The following is a 23,386-nucleotide window of genomic DNA, read 5'->3' as shown; positions in this document are numbered from 1 at the left end:
GGGTGCTCGGCGTCGCGCCCAAGTCGTACCTGCCGAACTACCGGGAGTTCTACGAGAAGCGCTGGTTCGCGCCGGGCGACCACCGCCGCGGGCAGGTCGTCACGCTGCCGTTCGGCGACGACGGGCCGGTGCCGTTCGGCCCGGACCTGATCTTCCGCGCGGACGACGTCGCGGGACTGGCCGTGCACGTCGAGGTGTGCGAGGACATGTGGGTGCCCGTGCCGCCGTCGGCGGAGGCGGCGCTCGCGGGTGCGACGGTGCTGCTCAACCTGTCCGCGAGCCCGATCACGGTGGCCCGCGCGGAGGACCGCCGGCTCATGGTGCGCTCGGCGAGCTCGCGTTGCCTCGCCGCCTACGCGTACGCGGCGGCGCAGGGCGAGTCGTCGACGGACCTGTCCTGGGACGGCCAGACGATGATCTACGAGGCCGGCGACGTGCTCGCCGAGACCGAGCGCTTCCCCGACGGCGCCCGGCGGTCGGTGGCCGACGTCGACCTCGACCGCCTCCGGCAGGAGCGGCTGCGGCAGGGCACCTTCGACGACAACCGCCGCACCCTGGCCGCCCGGACCGAGACGTTCCGCACCGTGCCCTGGACCGTCGACCCGCCGTCGGGCGACGTCGGCCTGCGGCGCAAGGTGGACCGGTTCCCGTTCGTCCCGGACGACCCGGCGCGGCTGGCCCAGGACTGCTACGAGGCGTACAGCATCCAGGTCTCCGGCCTGGAGCAGCGGCTGCGCGCCATCGGGCAGCCGAAGGTCGTCATCGGCGTCTCGGGCGGGCTGGACTCGACGCACGCGCTGATCGTCGCGGCCCGCGCGATGGACCGCCTCGGCCGGCCGCGCACGGACATCCACGCGATCACCATGCCCGGCTTCGCGACGTCGCCGGAGACCAAGGAGCGCGCCACCCGCCTCGCGACGTCGCTCGGCGTACGGTTCGAGGAGCTCGACATCCGCCCCGCCGCGGAGCAGATGCTGCGCGACCTCGACCACCCGTTCGGCGCGGGCGAGAAGGTCTACGACGTCACGTTCGAGAACGTGCAGGCGGGCCTGCGCACGGACTACCTGTTCCGGCTCGCGAACCACCGCGGCGGCATCGTGCTCGGCACCGGCGACCTGTCCGAGCTGGCGCTCGGCTGGTGCACCTACGGCGTGGGCGACCAGATGTCGCACTACGCCGTGAACACGGGTGTGCCGAAGACGCTGATCCAGCACCTCATCCGCTGGGTCGCGGACTCCGGGCAGTTCGAGGAGCCGACCAACGACGTGCTGCGCGAGATCCTCGTGCAGGAGATCTCGCCCGAGCTCGTGCCCGCCGGCGAGGGCGAGGCGCCGCAGTCGACCGAGGCCATGGTGGGCCCGTACGCGTTGCAGGACTTCACGCTCTTCTGGACCCTGCGGCACGGGCTGCGGCCGTCCAAGATCGCGTTCCTCGCGTGGCACGCGTGGCGCGACGCCGAGGCGGGCGACTGGCCGCCGAACTTCCCGCACGACGAGCGGTCCGCCTACGACCTGGCGACCATCCGGAGGTGGGAGGTCGTGTTCTTCCGCCGGTTCTTCTCGTCGCAGTTCAAGCGGTCCGCGCTGCCGAACGGGCCCAAGGTCTCCCCCGGCGGCACGATGTCGCCGCGCGGGGACTGGCGAATGCCGTCCGACGCGTCCGCGGCCGCCTGGCTCGCCGAGCTGGAGGCGAACGTCCCGCACGAGTGACGCCCCGCGGCGGCTGCTCCAGACGGCCCTGCGGGCGGGAGCGCGCCTACGCCGTGGATGGTGACCTGGTAGCCGTTCGTCCGCGCGGCAGCTTCGGATCGGACCGGCAGCTCGAACTGCCGATCGGATCCGAAACTGCCGCGATGATCCGCAGGTCGTGGCCCGACGGGGCCAGGATGGGTCCCATGACCTCTTCGATCCGCACCGCCCGCTCGTCCGTCGCGATCAGAGGCGGCTACGTCGTCCCGGTGGACGGCCGCCCGCTCGACGACGGCACCGTCCTCGTCGTCGACGGCGTCATCACCGCCGTGGGCACCGACGTCGTCGTGCCGGACGGCGTGCGCACCGTCGACGCGGGTGGGCGGTGGGTGCTGCCGGGCTTCGTCGAGTCGCACGGCCACGTCGGCATCCACGAGGAGGCCGAGGGCTGGGCCGGCGACGACACCAACGAGAAGACCGACCCGGTCGGCGCGCACCTGCGCGCGCTCGACGCGATCAACATCGAGGACGAGGGGTTCCGCGACGCGCTGGCAGGCGGCGTGACGTCGGTCGTCGTGAAGCCGGGCTCCGCCAACCCGATCGGCGGGCAGACCGTCGCAATCAAGACGTGGGGCGGGCGCACGGTCGACGAGCAGGTCATCGCCGAGGCGGTGTCCGTGAAGTCGGCCCTCGGCGAGAACCCCAAGCGCGTGTACGGCGAGCAGAAGAAGACGCCGTCCACCCGGCTCGGCGTCGCCGCCGTCATCCGCCAGGCGTTCCTCGAGGCGCAGCACTACGCGGCGGCGCGGGCGGCGGCCGGGGAGAAGGGCGAGCCGTTCGCGCGCGACCTCGCCAAGGAGACCCTGGCGCGGGTGCTCGACGGCGAGCTCGCCTGGGACCAGCACACGCACCGCGCGGACGACATCGCCACCGCGATCCGGCTGGCCGACGAGTTCGGCTACCGGCTCGTCGTCAACCACGGCACCGACGGCGCCGCGATCGCGGACGTCCTCGCCGAGCGCGACGTGCCGGTGATCTTCGGGCCGATACTCACGTCGCGCTCCAAGGTCGAGCTGCGGAACCGCGCGATCGCGAACCTCGCCCGGCTCGCCGACGCGGGCGTGCGCGTCGCCATCACGACCGACCACCCCGTGGTGCCGATCAACTTCCTCGTGCACCAGGCGTCGTTCGCGGTGAAGGAGGGCCTGGACCCGCAGGTCGCGCTGGAGGCGCTCACCGTGAACCCGGCGTCGTTCCTCGGCCTGGACGACCGCGTCGGCGCGCTCGCCCCCGGGCTGGACGGCGACGTCGTCGTCTGGTCGGGCGACCCGCTGGACGTCACGTCGCGCGCCGAGCACGTCTTCGTCACCGGCACCGAGGTCTACACCTGGGACGCGGACGCCGACGGCGGTCGCGGCGCCGGCCGCGTGCGCGAGCGGGCGGAGCGCTTCACGGCCTGAGGCCCGGTCTAGAGGTCGCAGAAGCGGCGGTACACCCCGAGAGAGAACGTCACGAGGGGCTGGAGCGTCACGTTCCGAGAATCTGCACCTCGGCGACGTTCAGCATCGCGGTCGTGGATGCCAGCTGAACCCGGACGTACCGTCCGTGAGCACTGACGTCGACGACACTCGGACGGGCCGCACGCCCCGTGAGGAACGTCGACCACACTCCCGGCTGGCTCGCTGTCTGGGTCGGGTTCTCGGAGGTGAACGGCTGGTCCGACACGAACACGTAGACGCCCTGCAAGCGGTCCTGGCAGCAGTCCGAGCGGTTCCACAGCCTGATCGCGTCCACGTCGGCCGACGAGCCCAGGTCGACCTGCCACCAGGGCTGCGCATCGCCTGCGGCCGTGTGCGCGAAGTTCGTGGTGTTGCCGTCGACGGCGTTGCCCGCCGGGTACGGGGTGCCGTTGGCGAGCGCGTATGTCGAGGACTGTGTTGCCTGCTTGCCGAGTGCAACGTTCTGCGGGATCGGATAGACCACCCCCGGCGGCGCCGCGCCCGCGGCGCCCGCCACGGTGACGGCTTCGGCGGGCAGAGAAGTCAGCGACTCGTGGTTGTCGTACTGGACGCTGCCGGTGCCGTTCATCGCACGGTAGTTGGCACTGCTCCAGTTCCCCGTCGCGACGTTCTGGATGCCGTAGCTCGCCCAGTTCGACAGCCAGGTCGGAGCCGACATGCCAGTGACGACGTTGCGTTCGACACGGATGTAGGAGCTTTGCTCGTCGAGGTAGACGCCGTTACCGGTCGTCTTGTGGATGTAGTTCTCAGCGATCATGGTTCCCGGCTGAGGCGCCTGGGTGTAGATCGAGCCGCCATCGATCTGCTCCGCCCATGGCATCATCGTGTCGATGATGCGGTTCGACTCGATCCGGTTGTCGCGGCTGAACGGGCTGCGGGCTCCGGGTGCGTTCCAGCCCCACCCCAACGAGATCCCGCTGTAGGGAACCTCCTCGATCGTGTTGTGCGAGATGGATGTCGTGGACTCGTAGCCGCCCCAGATCGCGACCGCGTCGGTGAACTCCGTCCCGATGTTCGAGATCGTGTTCCGCTCGTAGGTGTTGTCCCGGGACTCGAGGGACGCCGTCGGGTTCGGTTCGGTGTCTCCGGTGTAGATCGCTCCGCCGGACAGGTCGGTGAACCGTGATCCCGTGACGGCCGAGCGTTGGGTGCCTTGCTCCAGGCGTATTCCTGCACCACCCAGATGGCGGAACTCGCCGTTGGTCACTGTGATGTCGCGCCCCGTCTCTACCCGCACGGCGGCCGCCGGTTTCGTGAAGTAGCGTCCGGCCACGTCCGACAGGGGGCCGGTGGCCCCGGTCAGCGTGAACCCGGCCTGCGTCCCCGCGTAGCCGTCCGTGGTGTCGGGCTGGAGGAACGCTGCATGTTCGAATCCGATCCCGTCGATCACCAGGTCGTGCACCGGTTCGGCAACGGTCCCCGCCAGCCGCAGCAGCGTCTCGGTTCGCGGGGTGACCGCGTCCACGGTGGTCATGTCCTGGCCGGGCTCGGCCAGGTAGGTCACATCTCCGGTGGCCGAGTTGTGCGCGTACTCGCCCGGCTCGTCGATGAGCTCGACGGCATTCTCGAAGAGAGAGACGCCACGGTAGTTGGCAGAGTCGACCGCCGCCACGTGCCACCTCGGGTCGAACCGCCCCGTGTCGGAGGAGCTGTTGAGCCAGCACGGCTGCTCCATCACCAGGGTGCTTCCGGATACCCGGTCCACGCCGCACCTGAAGTTGCGCCACCTGACCTTGATCGACACCTCGAGATCGCTCGGCCGCGCCCAGCTCAGCATCCCCTGGACACCCGGGCCGGTGATGCCCATATCGGTGACGGTGCAAGCGGCCGGTTCGCACCGCACACCCGACGCACGTTGGGCGCGCGCCCCGTCGACGAACAGCTGGCGCACCTTGCCACCGTCGGCGGCCCGACCCCGCCAGAGATCGCTGCCCGGGGCCACCCGACTCCAGCCCGTCACCGCCACGCCGCCGTCCAGCACCGGTGATGCGCCTGCCGCGGCCCGCCAGGTGACCGGGAACTCGGGGGTTCCACTGTCGCGGTCATCGAGCACGATCGCCTCGCTCACCGCGTACGTACCCTCCGCGAGCTCGATCACGACCTCGCGATCGAGCCCTCCGGCAACCTGGTCGCGCACCTTCTGTTGCCCCGTCGCCAGCGAACAAGGCTGGGCCTGGTCGCACGTCGACCCCGTTCCCCCGGGCGCCACGGACACCACCAGCGGGACAGCCTGTGCGGCCGCGACCCGCGCGCCGGCGAACGACGTAGCGGCAAGGGTGATCGCCGTGACAGCCGCCGCGACCTGAAATCGCCTCGAGGGCCCGAAATGGACTGGCCTGGTCACCATGCACTTGTCCTTTCGGGACGAAATCGCCGCCGAGCGATATGCGTCGGGCATCTTCCGCTTCGAACTCGGTGGGGCGGCACCAGCCTCGCCCAGGTCATGCGCGACCGCCACCGCAGCGCACCATCGACCTCGTAGTCGTGGTGCGTGCGCGACGAGTCGAGCGACTCGACCGGCTCCGAGTTCGTCATCGACGGCGGCCTCGTGGCGGGCGTGCCGTCCCGCAGAGGCCACGGCGGGCGCTGACCGCCGCCGGTCTCGCTCGGTCTGCCGTTCAGAGGCCGGAGAGGAAGTCGTGCATCAGCGGGCCGGCGGTGTCGGAACCGCGGTGGCCGTCCTCGACGAAGACCGCGACGGCGAGGTCGTCCTTGATCGCCACCATCCACACGTGCTGCTTCGACCCGTCGCCGTACTGGGCGGTGCCGGTCTTGGCCCCGACGACGCCGGGGACGTCCTGCAGGACGTCGCCGCTGCCGTCGGTGACGACGCCGCGCATGAGGTCGCGCAGCACCGCCGCCTCGTCGCCCGTGACGGCGCCCTTCGCGCCCTCGGACGCCTCGGCCTCCTCGTCCGAGCGCACCAGCACGGGCGCCACCGGCTCCCCGGCGACGACGCTCGCCGCGACGGTCGCCATGCCGAGCGGCGACGCCTGCACCTTGCCCTGGCCGATCATCGACGCCGCGTGCTCGGTCCCGTCCGCCTCGGCCGGCACGCTCCCGAGGAACGCGGCCACCCCCATCGACGTCGTGGCCGCCTCGTCGTCGACCAGCCCCAGGCCGGCGGCCGCGGACGCCAGGTCCGACTGCGCCACGGCGTCGCGCTGCGCGATCATCGCCGTGTTGCAGGAGTGCGCGAACGCGCTGCTCAGCGGCACGTCCCCGAGGGCCGAGGTCGGGTAGCCGGGCACGTTGGAGAACACGCGCCCGTCCACCGTGATCGTGTCCGTGCACTCCACCGTCGAGTCGGGGGTGAGGCCCGCGCGCTGGAACGCGAGCGCGTCCACGATCTTGAACGTCGAGCCGGGCGGGTACTGGCCGAGCGTCGCCGTCGACCATCCCCCGCTGCCCGGCCCGCTCGCTGCCGCGAGGACCGCGCCAGTCGACGGGCGGACCGCGACGATCGCGCTCGCGGGGTCGACGTCGTCCAGCACGTCCTCCGCGCGGGTCTGGAGGTCGACGTCCAGGGTGGTGCGCACGGGGGTGCCGTCCACGGCGTCCACGCGGAACACCTCGCGCGGCTCGTCGGCCTCGCCGCCGCCCTCCTCGGACCCGTCGAGCGACTCGCTCGACCCGCCCGGCGGCACCACGCGCACGACGACGCCCGAGGTGCCGGCGAGCTGCGCGTCGTACTGGCGCTGCAGCCCCGACAGGCCGGCGACGTCGCCCTCGCGCACGCGCCCGTCGGACTCCTTGATCACCTCCGCGGTGGCGTCGCCGGACCGCCCCAGGATCGGCGCGGCGAAGTCGCCGTAGGGCGCCAGCTCGAGGGTGTCCTCGACGGCCAGGACCCCGGGGATCTCCAGGGCGTCCTCCAGGGCGAAGTCCACGCCCGGGTTCACGTCGCGGACGGTGATGGCCTCGACGAACGCCTTCTCGCCCTGCGCGTCCACGTGGGCGAAGAACTCGTTCGGCTCCAGGCCCACCAGCTGGGCGAGCTCGCGCGCCGCCGACTCGATCCCCAGCCCCTCGACCGCGGTCTTGTCGACGCCGAGGTGCCACACCTTGCGCTCGGTGACCAGCGGCTCGTCGTCGACGTCGAGCACGTCGGCACGGTCGGGCTCGAGGCGCTCGACCTCCACCCGCTCGCCCGGCGCCAGGTCGGGCACGAGGACGTCCGGCCGCCACACGACCTCCCACGACCCCTCGTCGTCGCCGCCGTCCGCGGGCGGTGCGTACGCCAGGTCGGCCGTCGTGGAGTACTCCCAGGTGGTGCCCTGGGCGACCTCCCAGCGCCAGTCCAGCGAGACGGGGACCGTCACGGCGTCGTCGGCCTCGACCACGTCGCCGATCTCGGACACCGTGACCGCGCGCTCCCCCTTGCCGGTGGCGCCGACGAGCGGCTCGAGGATCTCGTCGAGCTGCGTCTGGGGATCGACCGACCCGCCCGCCTGGAGCGGGACGTCGGACAGGTCGCGCGACTGCAGCGCGCCCGCGAAGGCCTCGGCGACGTCGTCCGCGGGCGGGCGGTCGGGGCCCGAGCACGCCGCGAGCAACAGTGCCGCGGACGCGCAAGCCAGGAGGATGAGAGCGGGGCGGGTCCGTCGGCGCACCTTGGCGAGCGTAGCCGCTGACTGGCAGTCTGGTACCCGTGTCCCCGGTATGTCGTGTGCTCGTGCTGCGCAGAATCTGTGTGACGGCCGCCGCCTCGGCGATCCTGGCGACGGCAGGGGCCGTCGCGCCCGCGGCGGCAGCTCCCGCGACCACGGCGGCCCACGCCGCGATCCCCGTGCCCGGCCCGCTGATCGACCGCGTCGGCTCGCGCGGCGCGTCGTGGGATCCCGGCGACGTGCAGGTGCTGGTCAACAAGGAGCACCCCGTCACGCCGCGCGACTGGGTGCCGCCCCGGTTGGTGCGGCCCGACGTCGCGACGAGCGGTGGGAACGACCTCTTGCGGCCCGTGGCGGCGCGGGCCCTGGTGCGGCTGGCGCGCGCCTCCGAGCGCGCCACCGGCCGCGAGCTGGTCCTCGTCTCCGGCTACCGTTCGGCCGACTACCAGCAGCGGCTGTACCGGCGCTACGTCGAGGCGCACGGCCGGCAGGAGGCCGACACGTTCTCCGCCCGCGGCGGCTTCTCCGAGCACCAGACCGGCCTCGCCGCGGACGTCACCGAGTCCGGGACCCCGTACACACGGTTCGCAAGCACCGCCACCAGCCGCTGGGTCGAGGCGAACGCCTGGCGGTACGGGTTCGTCGTGCGGTACCCGCGCGGCGCCCGCGAGGTCACCGGCTATGCGGCCGAGGCCTGGCACCTGCGGTACGTCGGCGTCGGGCTCGCGTCGCACCTGCACCTCGCCGGCGTGACCACGCTCGAGGAGGCCTCCGGCGCCGGCCCGGCCCCCGACTACGCGAAGCCCGCCGGCTGAGCTCGTCGAAACCTGGTCTCGACAGGCTCGACCGGCGGCTCGACAGGCTCGACCGGCGGCTCGACAGGCTCGACCGGCGGCTCGACAGGCTCGACCGCCGGTTCGACCGGCGGTTCGACCGGCGGTTCGACCGGCTCAGCCCGCGAGGGCGGCCCCGAGGCGCCGGACGCCGTCGGCGAGGATCGCGGGCGACGTCGCGAGGTTGAGCCGCAGCCGGCCGGTGCCGCCGCTGCCGAACGGGACCCCGTCGCCGAGCGCGACGCGGGCGCGCTCCAGCACGAGCCCGTGCGCCTGGGCGTCCGCGACGCCGTCGGGCAGCGCGTCCCGCACGTCGAGCCAGGCGAGGTAGGTGGCCTCGGCGGCCTGCACCCGCACAGCGGGCGCGTGCTCGGCGAGGAGCCGCGTAGCGAGCGCGCGGTTGCGCGCGACGCCGCCCAGCAACGCGTCCAGCCAGGCGTCCCCCTCCGTGTACGCCGCGGCGTGCGCGAGGACCGCGAGGTGGTTGACGGCGTGCCCGGCGAGCTCGGGGATGCGGCGGAGGTCCTCGGCCGCCCCCGGCCCACCGAGGGCCACGGCGGCCCGCAGCCCGGCGAGGTTGAACGCCTTCGACGCCGAGTGCACGACGACCGCGCGCTCCGAGCCGGCCACGCTCAGCAGCGGCACGAACGCGGCGGAGCCGTCCGCGACCCGCTCGAACGTGAACGGCGCGTGGATCTCGTCCGCCACGACCCGCACGCCGTAGCGGTCCGCGAGCGCCAGGACGGCCTCCAGCTCCGCCCGCGTGTGGACCGTCCCGGTCGGGTTGTGGGGGTTGCACAGCAGCAGGACCGCGCGCCGGCCGCTCCCCGGCCCCCCGCCGGGGCCCCCGCACGTCGCCCGCTGGAACGCGTCGGCGAGGGTGACGAGGTCGAGGCGCGCGTCGGCCGTCAGCGGCGCCTCGAGCACGTGCCGCCCCTCGTTGCGGGGGAATGCGAAGAACGGCGGGTACACCGGCGGCGTGACGACGACCGCGTCGCCGGGCGCGGTGAGCACCCGCAGCACCTCGCTGATCGCCACCATGACGTCGGGCAGCGTGCGGCTCGACGCGACGTCCGGGGTCCAGCCCCAGCGCCGCTCGGCGAACGGCGCGAGCGCCTCCGCATAGGTGGTGCCCAGGTCGTAGCCGGTGTCGCCGATGGCGAGGGCGCGCGCGACGGCGTCGGCGACGAACGGCGCCGTGGGGGTGTCCATCTCCGCGACGAACAGCGGCAGCACGTCGGGCGGGTACGCGCGCCACTTCACGGACGTGCGACGACGCAGGTCGTCGAGGGTCGGCTCGTCCAGCGGGCACTCGACGGCGGCGGGCACGGGAGGGGCGACGGCGTCGCGCTCGGTAGCGGTCACGGCACCGGTCTACCAGAGTTCGACCGCGCACGGCCGAGCCGGCCGGGACCGTCGGGTCCCGGCCGGCCCGGCCGTCGGGGTCGGTCAGGGTCGGTCAGACCGAGGCGGCGGGCTTCACCACCGGTGCCCACTCCTCCGCGCGCAGCAGCGGACGGTCCTCGTCACGCCCGGCCCAGCGGCGCGCGTCCTCGATCGTGGCGCGCAGCAGGTCACGCAGCCGCGCGTCGACGTCGGGCACGAACGCCTCGCTGATGCCCTGCACCGCCGTCGAGACGACGGACGGCGCCGCGTCGCGCACGAACCGCTTGGGCCGCACGTGCGTGCCCTCGCAGAACCGGTACGCCCACTGGGCGGTCTTGGGCGCGGCGGCGAGGGCGTCGGCGCTCTCGGGCGCGAGCGTGCCCTCCGGCCGGTCGTCCAGCGAGTCCAGCATCCGCTCGGCGCCGATGATCGCGACGGCGAGCGTCTGCTGCCGGTCCGCGGGCGCCACGGGCAGCGCCGTCTGCGCGGCGCGCAGTGCGATCCGCACGTCCCAGCGCGGGTCGTCGTCCGTCAGCCCGATGACCGATGGGATCAGCGGGGCGAGCTGCGGGCGCGCACCGTCGGAGGTCAGGTCGTTCACCGCACGCGCGAGCATCGCCAGCAGCGGGTGCGTGCACTGCGGGTGGTCGCTCCACCGTTCGCCGGCCAGGAACGACGCCAGCTCCATGAAGCACGCGCCCTTCTTGGGGTTGCGGTGCTTTCCACGTCCGAGCATCGGCAGGGCGTCGAATGCGCCCAGGACAGTTCCAGCCACGAGTCCACCCCCGTATCGGTCCGGTCACCCCAGTGTGCGACCGGTGTGACCCACGTCGCAACGGATAGCCGCGACCTTCGCCCTCCTCCGGGGCCCGCGGGCCGGCGCCCGCGCCCGTCCGGGACCGCCTCAGGGCGGCCGACCAGGTACCTCAGACGGGTCCCGCCCCTGGTCGCGGGCCGTCTGAGGTACCCCCCGCCCGAGAAGACAGGGCATCTGCCCGATCCGCCGGGCGGGGCCTCAGGACGAACGTTGTCACCACGAGATCAGGAGCACAGCCGGCGGTGGCCGGCACGAGTGGCCGGGACCGCCCGGCCGGCAAGGGGACGACGATGGACCAGATGTCGGTTTTCGACCTGGCGATCCTGGCGGAGCACGAGTACCGCCGGGAGCGTCTGGCCAGGGCCTACCAGCGGGGCACACCCCGGGTCGTGACCGCCCTCGGGCGCTGGGCCCGGGCCACGCAGCGGCGGGTCCGCGACGGCTTCGCCGCCCGCCGGTACGCAAAGGCGGCGGACGTCGCGGCGCGCGACGCCGACACGACCTCCCGAGCCCGGCATGCGGCCGAGCGCCTCGGCGCGACGCTCGACGCCTTCTCCGCGCGGACCGACCGGACCGCGTGGGACGCGCAGGTGACGCGCCGGACGGCGGAGATCGCGGACGCCATGTCCGCGCTGCGTCCGCAGGACGGCGCGGGCCGCCGGGCCGCGTGAGATGGGCGCACGAAGCATGACGCCCCGCCCGGACACCTCCGGGCCGTCCACCGGGCCGTCCGCCGGGCCGTCACGCCCGGCGGACGGCCCGGCGCGTGTCGGTGGGCGGTGGGACCATCACGGGGTGCGCCGTTCCTCACAGATCCCGCTGATCGCCCGCGGCGAGCAGGTCGACAGCTTCCGCCGCGCGCTCGAGCGCGCCGCGGCCGGCGAGCCCGGTGTGCTGCTGGTCGGCGGGGACGCGGGGGTCGGCAAGACGCGCCTCGTGACCCACCTCGGCCAGGTCGCGCTCGGGGCCGGGGCGCGCGTCGTCACCGCGCACTGCGTCGACCTCGGCGAGGTGGGGATCCCGTACCTGCCGTTCACCGAGGCGCTCGGCGAGCTCCGCGCGGACGCCGACGTGGCCACGGTGGTCGCCGAGCGGCCGGCCCTGACGCGCCTGCTCGACCCGGCGAGCGGGTCCAGCACCGACCACGCGGAGCGCCTGCAGCTCCTCGACGGCGTCGCGGGCAGCCTCGCCGCCGCGGGCCGTCCCGGCGCGCCGCTCGTGCTCGTCCTGGAGGACGCGCACTGGGCCGATCCCTCCACCCGCGACGTTCTGCGCTTCCTCGTCGCGCGGCTGCGCTCGGAGCACCTGCTGCTCGTCGTCACGTATCGCAGCGACGACGTCGACCGGCAGCACCCGCTGCGGCCGGTGCTCGCGGAGCTGCACCGGCAGCCGGCCGTCGAGCGCGTCGACCTGGCGCCCTTCACGAGCGGCGAGCTGCGCGAGTTCACCACCGCCCTGCACGGGGACCCGCTGCCGGCCGGGGAGTTCGACGAGGTGCGCCGCCGCTCGGAGGGCAACGCGTTCTTCGCCGAGGAGCTGCTCGACGCCGGCGTGCCGTCCGCCGGCCTGCCCTGGACCCTCACCGACGTCCTGCACGACCGCCTGCAGCGCCTCGACGCGACGGTGCAGCAGCTCGTGCGGCTCGCCTCGGTCGCCGGCCGGCAGGTCGACGAGGAGCTGCTGCGCACGGCCGCGACCCGCCTCCCCGGACTCGACGCGGGGCGCGTCGACGACGCGTTGCGCGAGGCGGTCGCCCACCAGGTGCTCGCCGTCGAGGGCGCCCAGGCCGACGGCCCGCGGCTCGCGTTCCGGCACGCGCTCGTCGCCGAGGCGGTGTACCTCGACCTGCTGCCGGGCGAGCGCACCGCCCTGCACCGCGCCTACCTCGACGTCCTCGCCGACGACCCGCGCCTGGGCTCGGCCGCCGTGCGCGCGCACCACGCGCTGCAGGCGCACGACCTGCCCACCGCCCTCGCCGCGTCGTACGAGGCGGCGCGCCGGGCCACCGCGCTGCCGGCGCCGGCCGAGGCCCTGCGCCACCTGGAGCAGGTGCTGTCCCTGTGGGAGTCGGTCCCGGACGCGGCGGCGCTGCTGCCCCTGGAGGAGTGCGGCCCGGACGACGGCGACGACCACGGCGTCCGGCTCGGCACGGTCCTGCTGTCCGCTGCCCGCGCCGCGAGCGACAGCGGGCAGCCCACGCGGGCGGTACAGCTCGCCGAGCGCGCGGTCGACGCCGCCCACCGGGACCCGGCGAGCCAGGCGCTCCTGCGCTACCACCTCGCCCGGTACCTCCTCGACGTCGAGCGGGTCGAGGATGCCGGGGAGCAGACCGCCCGCGCGCTCGAGGTGCTGCCCGCCGAGCCGCCGTCGCGCGAGCTCGCCTGGACCCTCGCCGTCCGCGCCCGCGTCGAGCTCAACGTGGACGAGGACGCGGCCGCGCGCCGCTTCGCCGACCGCGCGGCTGCGGCGGCGCGGCAGGCGGCGGCGCCGGACGCCGAGGCCGACGCGCTCACCACGCTCGCGGTCCTCGAGGTGGGCGACCCCGACGCCGCGTCGACCCTCCTCGTCGCCGCCCGCGAACGGGCCGCCGACGCGGGCGACCTGTTCACCGAGCTGCGCTCCTGGTACAACCTGGCCGCCACCCGGTTCTACGCCGGCGAGCTCGACGAGGCCGGGCGGATCATCGCCGAGGGGGTCGCCCGCGCCCGCAGCACCGGCCTGGCCTGGTCCACGTACGGAATCGAGATGCTGGAGCTCGCGCAGATCCTGCCGTACTTCACCGGAGACCTGACCGAGCAGGACCTGCCGGCAGGCGTGCCGGTGTCGATGGTGCCCTACCTCGAGGCGGACCGGCTCTACGCGGCGGTCGCGCGGGCGGGCGGGGACGCCGTCGAGCGCGCCGAGGCGCTGCGCCCCCACTGGGAGCGCGACGGTCAGGTCGCACTCATCGCCGGCGGCACCCTCGCCGACGCGCTGACGTGGGCCGGGCGCCACGACGACGCGGTCGCGGCCGCCGAGGAGGTCGCCCGCCACCTCGGGGAGGCGTGGACGGAGTTCTTCCTGGGCCGCATCTGGATCTGCGCGCTGGCCCTGGCCGCGCTCGCGGACGGCGTCGAGTCCGGGCCGCGCCCGTCGGAGGCGGCCGGGGCGGACGCGCTCGCCCGCGGCGAGGTGCTGCGCGCCGTCGCGCACGAGACCGCGGAGCGCGGGCGACCGCGCGGCGGGCGCCTGGGCCCGGAGGGTCGGGCCTGGCTCCTGCGGGCCGACGCGGAGCACGCCCGGCTACGCGCCGCCGTCACCGGGACGCCCGCCGACCCCGCCGTCTGGGAGCGCACCGTGCGCGAGTTCGGCTTCGGCTACCGGTACGAGGTGGCGCGCTCCCGCTTCCGCTGGGCGCAGGCGCTGCGGGCCGCCGGGGACGGCACCGCCGCCGAGGTCGAGGCGGCCGAGGCGATGACGGACGCCGCGGCGATGGGCGCGAGCCCGCTCGTCGAGGCGATCGGCGCGTGGGCGCGCCGCGCCCGGGTGTCCCTGCCCGGCGGACGGCGCACCTCGTCGGTGCTCACCGAGCGCGAGGAGGAGGTGCTCACGCTGGTCGCGCAGGGGCTGAGCAACCGGCAGATCGGCGAGCAGCTGTACATCTCCACCAAGACGGTCAGCGTGCACGTGTCCAACCTGCTCGCCAAGCTGGGGGCCTCCGGCCGCGCGGAGGCGGTGGCGGTCGCGCACCGGCGCGGGCTGCTCGGCGTCTGAGACGGCAGGGTCCATACTGGCGAGGTGCCGGAAGCCCAGGTCGTCGGCTCCCTGCCCGGTCCCGCGCCCGTCTCAGCGCCCGGTCCCGTAGCCGGAGCGACGGTGGGCCCCGCCGCCGGGGAGCCTGTCGCCGACGAGGTGTTCGACCGCATCGCGCGGCTCGTGCACCGGCACCTGGGCGTGCCCGCGGCCGCCGTCGTGATGCTCGCGCCGGAGGGCCAGACCCTCCCCGGCGCGGTGGGCTTCCCCGACGAGGCGCAGCGCAGCCGCCGCATCGTCCTGCCGAAGACCCTCACCGCCGTCGTGGCGCGCACGCGCGCGCCGTTCGTCGTGCACGACGCGGACGACGACCCGCGCGTCGAGGGTCACCACTACATCGACGACCTGCTCGCGGCCGCGTACGCCGGGTACCCGATCGAGGACGGCCGGGGCGACGTCGTGGGCGCCCTGTGGGCGGTCGCGTCCGAGCGGCGCACGTGGACCGAGGTCGACCTGGCGACGCTCGCCGACCTGTCGGCGGCGTGCTCCAGCGAGCTGCGGCTGCGGGCCGAGCGGGAACGCGCCCGCCTCGCCGAGCAGGTCGCGTTCCGGGCGCACCGCCGGTCGCGCTTCCTGCTGGGGCTGAGCGAACGGTTCGCCCGGGTCACCACCCTCGACGAGGTCGAGGACGCCATCGCGCACGTCATCGGCACCGGCACGGGCGCGCGCTGGGTGTCGTTGGCGCTGGTCGACGCCGACCGGCGGCACCTGACGTTCTTCACGGTCGGGCACCAGGAGCCCGGCACGACGCAGATGCGCAGCACCCGGCTCGACGCCACCCGGCCGGACACGCACGTCGTGCGCAGCCGCACCCCCCTGCGCTTCCGCGACCACGCGGAGATGGTCGCGGCGTACCCGCAGATGGGGCCGGTCGGCTCGGTCTCCGAGGGCGCGCGCTCGTTCCTGCCGGTGTCGTCGAACGGCACCGTCGTGGGAGTGATCGCCTGCGTCTGGGACACCGCGCGGGAGCACGACTCCGAGACCGCCGCGCTGGAGTCGACGATCAGCCGGTACGTGGCCCTCGCCCTGGAGCGGGTCGCGCTGCTGGAGGCCCGGCGGCGGGTCGCGACGACCCTGCAGGAGTCGATGCTCACCGCGCCGCCGACGGTCGCGCACCTCGACATCGCGACCACCTACACCCCGGCCGCGCGCACCGACCAGGTGGGCGGCGACTGGTACGACGCGGTGGTGCGCGACGACGGCACGGCGATCGTGATGATCGGCGACGTCGTCGGCCACGACGTGCACGCGGCCGCGCAGATGGGCCAGCTGCGGTCCATGCTGCGGGCCCTGGCGTGGAGCCACGACGAGTCCCCCGCCGGACTGCTCACCCGCCTGGACAAGGCCAACGCCCGCCTCGGGCCCCGCGCGATGGCGACCGCCGTCGTCGCCCGCCTGGACCGCGACCCGCCGCCCCCGCCCGGGACCCCACGGGGTCCGCGCGACCGCGAGGGGACGGGCGACGGGACCGGCGACGGGGCGATCAAGAGGCCCGAGCGGGCGTACACACTGACCTGGACGGTGGCCGGGCACCCGCCGCCGATGGTGCTGCGTCGCGACGGCACCGTCGAGCGGCTGGCCGACACCCCGGACCTGCTGCTCGGCGTCGTGCCCGCCACCGTGCGGACCGACCGCACGGCCCGGCTGCTGCCCGGCGACACCCTCGTGCTCTACACGGACGGGCTGGTCGAGCGCCGCGGCGTACCGAGCGACGAGCGCCTCGCCGACCTCGAGCGCGTGCTGACCTGCGCGGGCGGGGAGGCGACGTCGGCGGTGCCGCGCGCCCTCGTGCGCGGCCTCGTGGGCGACGACCAGCGCGACGACGTGGCCGTGCTGGCCGTGCGGGTGCGCGTGCCCGCCCCCTCGGGACCGCCGTCCCCGGCCGGCCCGGCGCGCGCCGAGCGGCGCGTCGCCTCCGACGACCTGAGCGACCTCGGGCCGTCGCGGCGGTGGGTCGACGACGTGCTGGAGTCGTGCGAGGTGGACGACGAGCAGCGCCGCACCGCGATGCTGCTCACCTCCGAGATCCTCACCAACGCCCTCGAGCACGGGGAGGGGCCGATCACCGCCACCGTCGAGGTCGACGGCCGGCGCCTGCGCGTCGGCGTGCGCGACGGCAGCACCGCCGAGCCCGAGCTGCAGTCCCCCACGCCGCACGACCTGTCGGGGCGCGGCGTGCTCTTCCTGGACCGGCTCGCGTCACGGTGGGGCGTCCGGCGGCACGACGGGTCCGACGCCGTGGGCCGCCACTCCGGCGCCGTGGAGGGCAAGACCGTGTGGTTCGAGATCGACCGCGGCTCGCGGCCCCTGACCGGCGCCGTGCCGCGCGTGCGCCAGCGGCCGCCCACCCCCGCCTCGGGGACCGTCCCGCTGGTCGAGCGCGTGCTGCCCCGCGACGAACCGCGCTGAGGGCGGGTGGGATCGCGCCCGGGGTCTGCCGCGTGTCGGCGGTACGTCGTACGGTGTGATGCGTGACACGTTCCGCGCAGGCCGAGACGCTCAGACGCCCGGAGGCGACGACCGACGACGTCGGCGCGCTGCTCGAGCCCTTCCGCAGCGAGCTCACGGGCTACTGCTACCGGATGCTCGGCGGCGCGTTCGAGGCCGACGACGCCGTGCAGGAGACGATGCTGCGCGCCTGGCGGGCGTACGACCGCTTCGAAGGACGCTCGTCGCTGCGCTCCTGGCTGTACCGGATCGCGACCAACGTGTGCTTCGACCATCTGGGCTCCAGCAAGCGGCGTGAGCGACCGATGGGGCTGGGCGGGCCGCAGCCGGCGGAGGAGCAGTACTTCGGCGACGTGCTGTCCGAGGAGCGGTGGGTCGAGCCGGTGCCCGACGACGCCGTCCTGCCGCGCTCGGGCGACCCCGCCGACATGGCGGTGGGGCACGAGTCGATCCGGCTGGCGTTCGTCGCGGCGCTGCAGCACCTGCCGCCGCGCCAGCGGGCCGTGCTGGTGCTGCGCGAGGTGCTGCGCTGGCAGGCGGCGGAGGTCGCCGCCCTGCTCGGCACCACCGTCGCGTCGGTCAACAGCGCCCTGCAGCGCGCGCGGGCCACGCTCGGCAGCAAGTCGCTGCGGCGCCCGGGCGACGGGGCCGACGGGGCCGACGGGGCTCAGGACGGGTCCTGGAACCCCGTCGACGAGCAGCTGCTCGAGCGCTACCTCGACGCGTTCGAGCGATACGACATGGACGCCCTGGTCAAGCTGCTGCACGCGGACGCGGTGCTCAACATGCCGCCGTACACCATGTGGGTGCACGGCCGGTCCGAGGTCGTGCGCTGGATGGTCGGCCCAGGCGCCGGCTGCCGCGGGTCGCGCTGCGTGCCGGTGCGGGCCAACGGCTCGATGGCGTACGCGCAGTACCGGCTCGACCCCACCGGCGGCTGGTCCCCGTGGGGCCTCGCCGTCCTGGAGGACGACGGGCGCGGGAGGATCACCGGCATCACCACGTTTCTCGACACCGCGTCCTGGTTCCCGCGGTTCGGGCTACCCGACCGCCTGCCCGCCAGCTGAGCGCGACGCCCGTCCAGGACCTCGCGCACCGCACGACCGCGGCGCACGGCACGCCGGATGACGGCTGCCTACGATGTGGCCATGCCTGGTCCGGTGCTGGTGGGGGTCGCGCACGGCTTCCGCCCCGGCGTCCCGCGCCGCGCCGCCGAGCTGGCGGCCATGCTCGGCTCGGACCTGCTGTGCGTCCGCCCCGTCGTCGTCCTTCCCGCCGAGCGTCCGCCCGCGGGCCCCACCTCGTGACGACCGACCGGCGTCCCGCGGCCCGGCGGAGGCCAGCCCACCGACGCCCCGGCCTGGTCGCGCTCGTCGCCGCGGGGGGCGCGGTCGGCACCGCCGGGCGGTACGGGCTGTCCGAGGCGTGGCCGCCGGTGGCGGGCTGGCCCGTCGCGACGTTCACGGCCAACCTGCTCGGCGCCTTCCTCCTGGGCTGGCTGCTCGAGGCGCTCGCGTCGCGCGGGCCCGAGACGCCGGCAGGCCTTCGGGTCCGCCTCGCCGTGGGGACGGGCGTGCTCGGAGGCTTCACCACCTTCTCCTCCCTCGCGCTGGAGACCGAACGGCTGCTCACGGGCGGTGCGGCGGCCCAGGCGCTGGCGTACGCGGCCGGAACCCTCGTGCTCGGCGCGGGCGTCTGCGTGGTCGGCGTCCTGCTGGGGGCCCGGCGCCGGGGGGATCGGTGACCGGCCTCGTCGCGGTGCTGGTCGTGGCCGTCGCCGGCGGGCTCGGCGCCGGCGCCCGCTTCGTCCTGGACGGCGCGGTACGGGCCCGGGCGCCCGGCGGCGCCTTTCCCTGGGCCACGGTGACCGTGAACGTGTCCGGCTCGCTGCTGGTCGGGCTCGTCACGGGACTCCTGCTCGCGGCGGGGGACCCGCCGGCGCTGGAACCGTGGAGGCTGGGGATCGCGACCGGGTTCTGCGGCGGCTACACGACGTTCTCCACGGCGATGGTGGAGACCGTCCGCCTGGCCCGCTCGGACCGGTGGCGGCTCGCGCTCGCGAACGCCCTGGGCACGATGGCGCTCACGGTCGCGGCCGCCGCCCTGGGGATCGCGGCCGGTGCCGGGCTGGCGCGCGTGCTCTGACACCGTCCGAGGGCTGTGGCACGCTGACCCGGTGAGCCTGATGCTGCTGGACTCCGCGAGCCTGTACTTCCGCGCCTTCTACGGCCTGCCCGACTCGCTCCGCTCCCCCGACGGCCGGCCCGTCAACGCGGTGCGAGGGCTGCTCGACATGATCGCGTTCCTCGTCACGGAGCACCGGCCCGACCGGGTCGTCGCCTGCTGGGACGACGACTGGCGGCCGGCGTTCCGCGTCGAGGCCATCGCGAGCTACAAGGGGCATCGTGTCGCTCGGGCCACGCCGTCCGGCGAGCCCGACGTCGAGGAGGTGCCCGACGCGCTCACGCCGCAAGTCCCGGTGATCGTCGACGTCCTGGCCGCGCTCGGCATCGCGCGCGTGGGCGCGCCGGGCTTCGAGGCCGACGACGTCATCGGCACGCTCACGGCGCGCGAGGTCGAGCGCTCGGCCGCCGCGGCAGCGGCGAGCATGCCGCTGGCGGGTGTCGCCGGGGTCGTCCCGGGAGCCGGGGTCGACATCGTCACGGGCGACCGGGACCTCTTCCAGCTCGTCGACGACGCCGCCGGCGTGCGCGTGCTGTACCCGGCGCGCGGCATCCGCGACCCCGACGTCGTCGACCAGGCGCGGCTCGCGGAGAAGTACGGCGTGCCCACCGGCGCGGCCTACGCCGACATGGCGATCCTGCGCGGCGACCCGTCCGACGGGCTGCCCGGGGTCGCCGGCATCGGCGAGAAGACGGCGGCGAAGCTCATCGACGCGTTCGGCGACCTCGACGCGATCCGGGCGGCGGCCCGGTCCGGCGCGCCCGGCCTCAGCCCGACCCAGCGCACCAAGCTGGAAGCGGCGGCGGACTACCTGGACGTCGCGCCCGTCGTCGTGCAGGTCGCACGCGACGCCCCGGTTCCCGAGCTGGACGACGCGCTGCCCCGCGAGCCCGCCGCCCCGGACGCGCTGGACGCGCTCGCCGCGCGCTGGGGCATCCGGTCGAGCGTCGACCGCGTGCTGGCGGCCCTCGCTGGTTGAGCCTGTCGAAACCTCTCGTGGTTTCGACGAGCTCAACCGACGAGCGGTTCAACGAGCGGGAAGACGCAGAACTCGTTGCCCTCGGGGTCGGCCATGACGGTCCAGCCGATCTCGTCGTCCTGCGGTCGCAGCACCCGCGCCCCGCGGGCGACGAGGTCGTCGAGCGTGACGCCGTCGTTGAGCGTGACGTCCCAGTGCCAGCGGTTCTTGACCGTCTTCGGCTCCGGGACGGGCACGAAGTCGAACGACTCGAACGGGACGCCCGCGCCCTCGTCCAGGTAGGCGTAACCCTCGGCGTCGTCCTGGGTGAGCGTGCCACCCAGCGCCTCGTGCCAGAACGCGGCGACCTTCCGGTAGTCCGCACAGTCGACGACGACGTCCTTGAGCCGGTACGACTGCGGTTCGTCGGTCGTGAAGACGCAGAGCTCGCCGCCCTCGGGGTCGGCCAGCGTCGTGTAGTGGAACCGACCGGGCTCGGTCAGGCGCGGCCGGTCCGGGAACTCGTCGAGCGACCGTGCCCGCACGTCGGGGTGCACGCGGTGCTTGACCGTCCTCGCCTCGGGCACGGTGTTGACCCAGATCGTCCGCTCCCGCACCGGCGCGGGGCCGGGGTCGCGGAGCACGACGTCGCCGCCGTCCAGCGGCTCGGCCCGCAGCCCCAGCGTGCGGGCCCAGAACGCCCCCAGCGCCGCCGCGTCCGTGGCGTCGACGCACAGGTCCTTGAAGGTCACCAGACTCATGGGCCGCAGCGTACGCACCGGCGCCGACGGCCCGACCATGCGGGTCGTCCGCGCCACGGGTCAGCCCGTGTTCTGCAGGCCCGCGGAGACGCCGTTCACGGTGAGCAGCAGCAGGTGCTGCCAGCGGTCCTTGTCGCCGCCGTCCACCCACTCACCGTCGTCGACGGTGAGGCCCTCGCTGACGCCCTTGCTGCGCAGCGCGCGCAGCGCCCGCACCTGCAGCAGGGACAGCGCGTCGACGTACGGGGAGCGCAGCTGGACCGCGCGTCCGAGCACGCGCCGGTTCGCGAGCGGCCACGCGTTGCCGGTCACGCGGAGCACCCACTCGCGGGTGAGCCGCAGCTCGCCGAGCACGAGCTGCGCGAGGTCGTCGCGGTCGCCGAGCGCCAGGTACTGGCCGGCGATGTCCTCCTGCGTCTTCGCAAGACCCATCTCGACGGTGTCGAGCAGCGTGGTGAACAGCGGCCACTCGCGGTAGGCGGCCTGCAGCTCCTCGAGCCCGCCCGGCTCCTCGCCGCGCGACCGCAGCGCCGTGCCGAGCCCGAACCAGCCGGCGAGGTTGATGCGGGCCTGCGACCACGAGAACACCCAGGGGATGGCCCGCAGGTCGTCCAGCGAGTTGACCGACAGGCCGCGCTTGGCCGGGCGGGAGCCGATCGGCAGCAGGCCGACCTCCTCCAGCGGCGTCACCTGCGCGAACCACTGCGGGAAGCCCTCCGACCTCACCAGGCCGTGGAAGGCGGCGCGCGACGTCTCGTCGAGGGCGCCGGCCAGCGGCGCGAACCGCTCCCGCGCCTCGGCGTTGCGCTTCTCCACCGTCGGGGCGGAGGCGAGCAGTGTCGCCGCGGCGACCTGCTCGATGTGCCGGGCGGCGATCGTCGGGTCGCCGTAGCGGGCGAGGATGACCTCGCCCTGCTCGGTCAGCTTGAAGCGGCCGTCGACGGAGTGCGGCGGCTGCGCGAGCACCGCGCGGTTGGCCGGGCCGCCGCCGCGGCCGAGCGAGCCGCCGCGGCCGTGGAACTGGGTGAGCGTGATGTCGTGGCGCTGCGCCCACTCGGCGATCCGCGACTGCGCCTTGTGCAGCGCGAGGGTCGCGGCGACCGGGCCGACGTCCTTGGACGAGTCGGAGTAGCCGAGCATGACCTCGACGCGGCGGTCGTTCTCCGCGAGGCGGCGCTGCACCTCGGGGAACTCCAGCATCGCCTCGAGGATGTCGACCGAGTTCTCCAGGTCGTCGAAGGTCTCGAACAGCGGGATGGCGTCGATGACCGGCGCGTCCTGGGTGCCGTCGAACGCGAGCTCTGCGAGCCGGTAGACGGCGGCCAGGTGCTCGGGCGCCTGGGTGAACGACACGATGTAGCGGCGCGCGGCACGGATGCCGAACCGCTTCTGCACCGCCCCCAGGGCCCGGTAGGTGTCGAGCACCTCGCGGGTCCGGTCGGACAGGTCGCCGTGGACGCCCTTCTCGTCGATCTCGGTGAGGGCGGCGGCGTGCACCTGCGAGTGCTGGCGCACCTCGAGCTCGGCGAGGTGGAAGCCGAAGGTCTGCACCTGCCAGACGAGCTTCTGCAGGTCGCCGTACGCGGCGCGAGGCGCGCCCGCGGCGACGAGCGAGGCCTGCACGACCTCCAGGTCCGCGACGAGCTCCTCCGGCTCCCGGTAGGCGAGGTCGGCGTCCCGGCGGCGGGTCGCGGCCACCCGGCCGGCGATCGCGAGCACCGCGGCACGGTGGGGCTCGTTCGGCGAGTCGGCGGCGGCCTGCGCGACCAGCTCGTCGGAGAGCTGGCGCATCCGCTGCCACAGCGCCCTGAGGTCGGGCGACGCCGGGGTGCCGGCCTCGTCGAGAGTGAGCTTGCGGCCGGTCTCGCGCGTCGCGGTCTCCAGCGCGCTGAGCGCGTGCTCGGCGGCGAGGGTCGCGGCCTGCCGGGTCACCTCCGCGGTGACGTTCGGGTTGCCGTCGCGGTCGCCCCCGATCCAGGAGCCGAGGTAGACGAACGGCCGCGCGACGGGCGTGGTGCGGCCCGCGTCGCCGTCGAGCAGCCAGTCGTCGAGGCGCCGGTACACCTCGGGGAAGGTGTCGAACATCGTCGCGTCGAAGACGCCCATCGCCGTCTTGACCTCGTCGATCACGGACGGCTTCTTCGCGCGGATGGGCGACGTGCGCCACATGGTGTCGATCTCGGCGACGAGCCGGCGCTCGTTCTCCGCGAGGGTGGTGCCGCCGGGACGGGTCACGTCGCGCTCGGCGAGCAGCGCCGAGATGCGGCGCACCGCGCCCGACACGGCACGCCGGCGCGCCTCCGTGGGGTGCGCCGTGAGGACCGGCCGGAACTCGATCTCGGCGAGGCGGCGCAGCGCCTCGTCCCGGCCGACCTCCTCCGCGAGCTGG

General features: G+C 74.7%; 17 protein-coding genes. 11 read left to right on the top strand and 6 right to left on the bottom strand.

The window, feature by feature from the left end:
• The coding region (locus tag ABD254_RS11035; protein ID WP_344248401.1) for an NAD(+) synthase at window positions 1–1,709 on the top strand (1,709 nt) is incomplete at its 5' end.
• A gap of 185 nt (window positions 1,710–1,894) precedes the next feature.
• A complete protein-coding gene (locus ABD254_RS11030; RefSeq protein ID WP_344248400.1) occupies window positions 1,895–3,148 on the top strand; it encodes an amidohydrolase in 1,254 nt (417 codons plus the stop codon).
• A gap of 67 nt (window positions 3,149–3,215) precedes the next feature.
• Here ABD254_RS11030 and ABD254_RS11025 read toward each other — a convergent pair whose 3' ends face one another.
• On the bottom strand, window positions 3,216–5,606 hold the full coding sequence (locus ABD254_RS11025; protein ID WP_344248399.1) for a galactose-binding domain-containing protein: 2,391 nt from the start codon (window positions 5,604–5,606) through the stop codon (window positions 3,216–3,218).
• A 220-nt stretch (window positions 5,607–5,826) separates the two neighbouring features.
• Window positions 5,827–7,821 (bottom strand): penicillin-binding transpeptidase domain-containing protein, encoded by a 1,995-nt coding sequence (locus ABD254_RS11020; protein WP_344248398.1) that lies wholly within the window; start codon window positions 7,819–7,821, stop codon window positions 5,827–5,829.
• A gap of 80 nt (window positions 7,822–7,901) precedes the next feature.
• On the opposite strand from ABD254_RS11020, the gene ABD254_RS11015 reads away from it, so the two are divergent.
• Entirely contained in the window at window positions 7,902–8,633 is a 732-nt protein-coding gene (locus ABD254_RS11015; RefSeq protein WP_344248397.1) for a M15 family metallopeptidase, read from the top strand.
• 135 nt (window positions 8,634–8,768) lie between these two features.
• Here the strand turns inward: ABD254_RS11015 and ABD254_RS11010 are convergent, their stop codons facing one another.
• Both ABD254_RS11010 and ABD254_RS11005 read right to left on the bottom strand, forming a co-directional pair.
• Window positions 8,769–10,016, bottom strand: coding sequence for a MalY/PatB family protein (locus ABD254_RS11010; RefSeq protein WP_344248396.1), 1,248 nt, complete (start codon window positions 10,014–10,016; stop codon window positions 8,769–8,771).
• A gap of 94 nt (window positions 10,017–10,110) precedes the next feature.
• The gene (locus ABD254_RS11005; protein WP_344248395.1) at window positions 10,111–10,812 is read right to left on the bottom strand and encodes a hypothetical protein; all 702 of its coding nucleotides are present in this window, start codon (window positions 10,810–10,812) and stop codon (window positions 10,111–10,113) included.
• A 341-nt stretch (window positions 10,813–11,153) separates the two neighbouring features.
• On the opposite strand from ABD254_RS11005, the gene ABD254_RS11000 reads away from it, so the two are divergent.
• The 8 genes from ABD254_RS11000 (at window position 11,154) to ABD254_RS10965 (ending at window position 20,257) form a co-directional block, all read left to right on the top strand.
• Window positions 11,154–11,525, top strand: coding sequence for a hypothetical protein (locus ABD254_RS11000; RefSeq protein WP_344248394.1), 372 nt, complete (start codon window positions 11,154–11,156; stop codon window positions 11,523–11,525).
• Window positions 11,526–11,649: 124 nt separating this feature from the next.
• The gene (locus ABD254_RS10995) at window positions 11,650–14,607 is read left to right on the top strand and encodes a helix-turn-helix transcriptional regulator (protein ID WP_344248393.1); all 2,958 of its coding nucleotides are present in this window, start codon (window positions 11,650–11,652) and stop codon (window positions 14,605–14,607) included.
• Window positions 14,608–14,709: 102 nt separating this feature from the next.
• On the top strand, window positions 14,710–17,055 hold the full coding sequence (locus ABD254_RS10990; protein WP_344248392.1) for a SpoIIE family protein phosphatase: 2,346 nt from the start codon (window positions 14,710–14,712) through the stop codon (window positions 17,053–17,055).
• A 62-nt stretch (window positions 17,056–17,117) separates the two neighbouring features.
• The gene (locus ABD254_RS10985) at window positions 17,118–18,161 is read left to right on the top strand and encodes a sigma-70 family RNA polymerase sigma factor (RefSeq protein WP_344248391.1); all 1,044 of its coding nucleotides are present in this window, start codon (window positions 17,118–17,120) and stop codon (window positions 18,159–18,161) included.
• Window positions 18,162–18,242: 81 nt separating this feature from the next.
• Window positions 18,243–18,401, top strand: coding sequence for a hypothetical protein (locus tag ABD254_RS10980; RefSeq protein ID WP_344248390.1), 159 nt, complete (start codon window positions 18,243–18,245; stop codon window positions 18,399–18,401).
• Window positions 18,398–18,838 carry a fluoride efflux transporter FluC gene (locus ABD254_RS10975; RefSeq protein WP_344248389.1) on the top strand — a complete coding sequence of 147 codons (441 nt, stop codon included), beginning with the start codon at window positions 18,398–18,400 and terminating at the stop codon, window positions 18,836–18,838. The genes ABD254_RS10980 and ABD254_RS10975 overlap by 4 nt, the downstream gene beginning before the upstream one ends.
• On the top strand, window positions 18,835–19,239 hold the full coding sequence (locus tag ABD254_RS10970) for a fluoride efflux transporter FluC (RefSeq protein ID WP_344248388.1): 405 nt from the start codon (window positions 18,835–18,837) through the stop codon (window positions 19,237–19,239). The genes ABD254_RS10975 and ABD254_RS10970 overlap by 4 nt, the downstream gene beginning before the upstream one ends.
• A gap of 40 nt (window positions 19,240–19,279) precedes the next feature.
• The gene (locus ABD254_RS10965; RefSeq protein WP_344248541.1) at window positions 19,280–20,257 is read left to right on the top strand and encodes a 5'-3' exonuclease; all 978 of its coding nucleotides are present in this window, start codon (window positions 19,280–19,282) and stop codon (window positions 20,255–20,257) included.
• Window positions 20,258–20,289: 32 nt separating this feature from the next.
• On the opposite strand, the gene ABD254_RS10960 is transcribed toward ABD254_RS10965, so the two are convergent.
• Together ABD254_RS10960 and ABD254_RS10955 are read right to left on the bottom strand one after the other, a co-directional pair.
• On the bottom strand, window positions 20,290–20,997 hold the full coding sequence (locus ABD254_RS10960; RefSeq protein WP_344248387.1) for a VOC family protein: 708 nt from the start codon (window positions 20,995–20,997) through the stop codon (window positions 20,290–20,292).
• A 60-nt stretch (window positions 20,998–21,057) separates the two neighbouring features.
• On the bottom strand, window positions 21,058–23,386 hold a 2,329-nt coding region (locus ABD254_RS10955), incomplete at its 5' end, for a phosphoenolpyruvate carboxylase (protein ID WP_344248386.1).

It is taken from the genome of Isoptericola hypogeus, assembly GCF_039531145.1.
GTDB lineage: Bacteria > Actinomycetota > Actinomycetes > Actinomycetales > Cellulomonadaceae > Isoptericola > Isoptericola hypogeus.
The sequence above is the reverse complement of the archived record's forward strand: the minus strand, read 5'-3'. Positions and strand labels throughout refer to the sequence as shown.

Bases quoted from the DNA above. Each gene is read 5' to 3' on its own strand.
- ABD254_RS11030 (WP_344248400.1), top strand. From the start codon at position 1,895: ATGACCTCTTCGATCCGCACCGCCCGCTCGTCCGTCGCGATCAGAGGC.
- ABD254_RS11025 (WP_344248399.1), bottom strand. From the start codon at position 5,606: ATGCCCGACGCATATCGCTCGGCGGCGATTTCGTCCCGAAAGGACAAG.
- ABD254_RS11000 (WP_344248394.1), top strand. From the start codon at position 11,154: ATGTCGGTTTTCGACCTGGCGATCCTGGCGGAGCACGAGTACCGCCGG.
- ABD254_RS10980 (WP_344248390.1), top strand. From the start codon at position 18,243: ATGCCTGGTCCGGTGCTGGTGGGGGTCGCGCACGGCTTCCGCCCCGGC.
- ABD254_RS10965 (WP_344248541.1), top strand. From the start codon at position 19,280: ATGCTGCTGGACTCCGCGAGCCTGTACTTCCGCGCCTTCTACGGCCTG.
- ABD254_RS10960 (WP_344248387.1), bottom strand. From the start codon at position 20,997: ATGAGTCTGGTGACCTTCAAGGACCTGTGCGTCGACGCCACGGACGCG.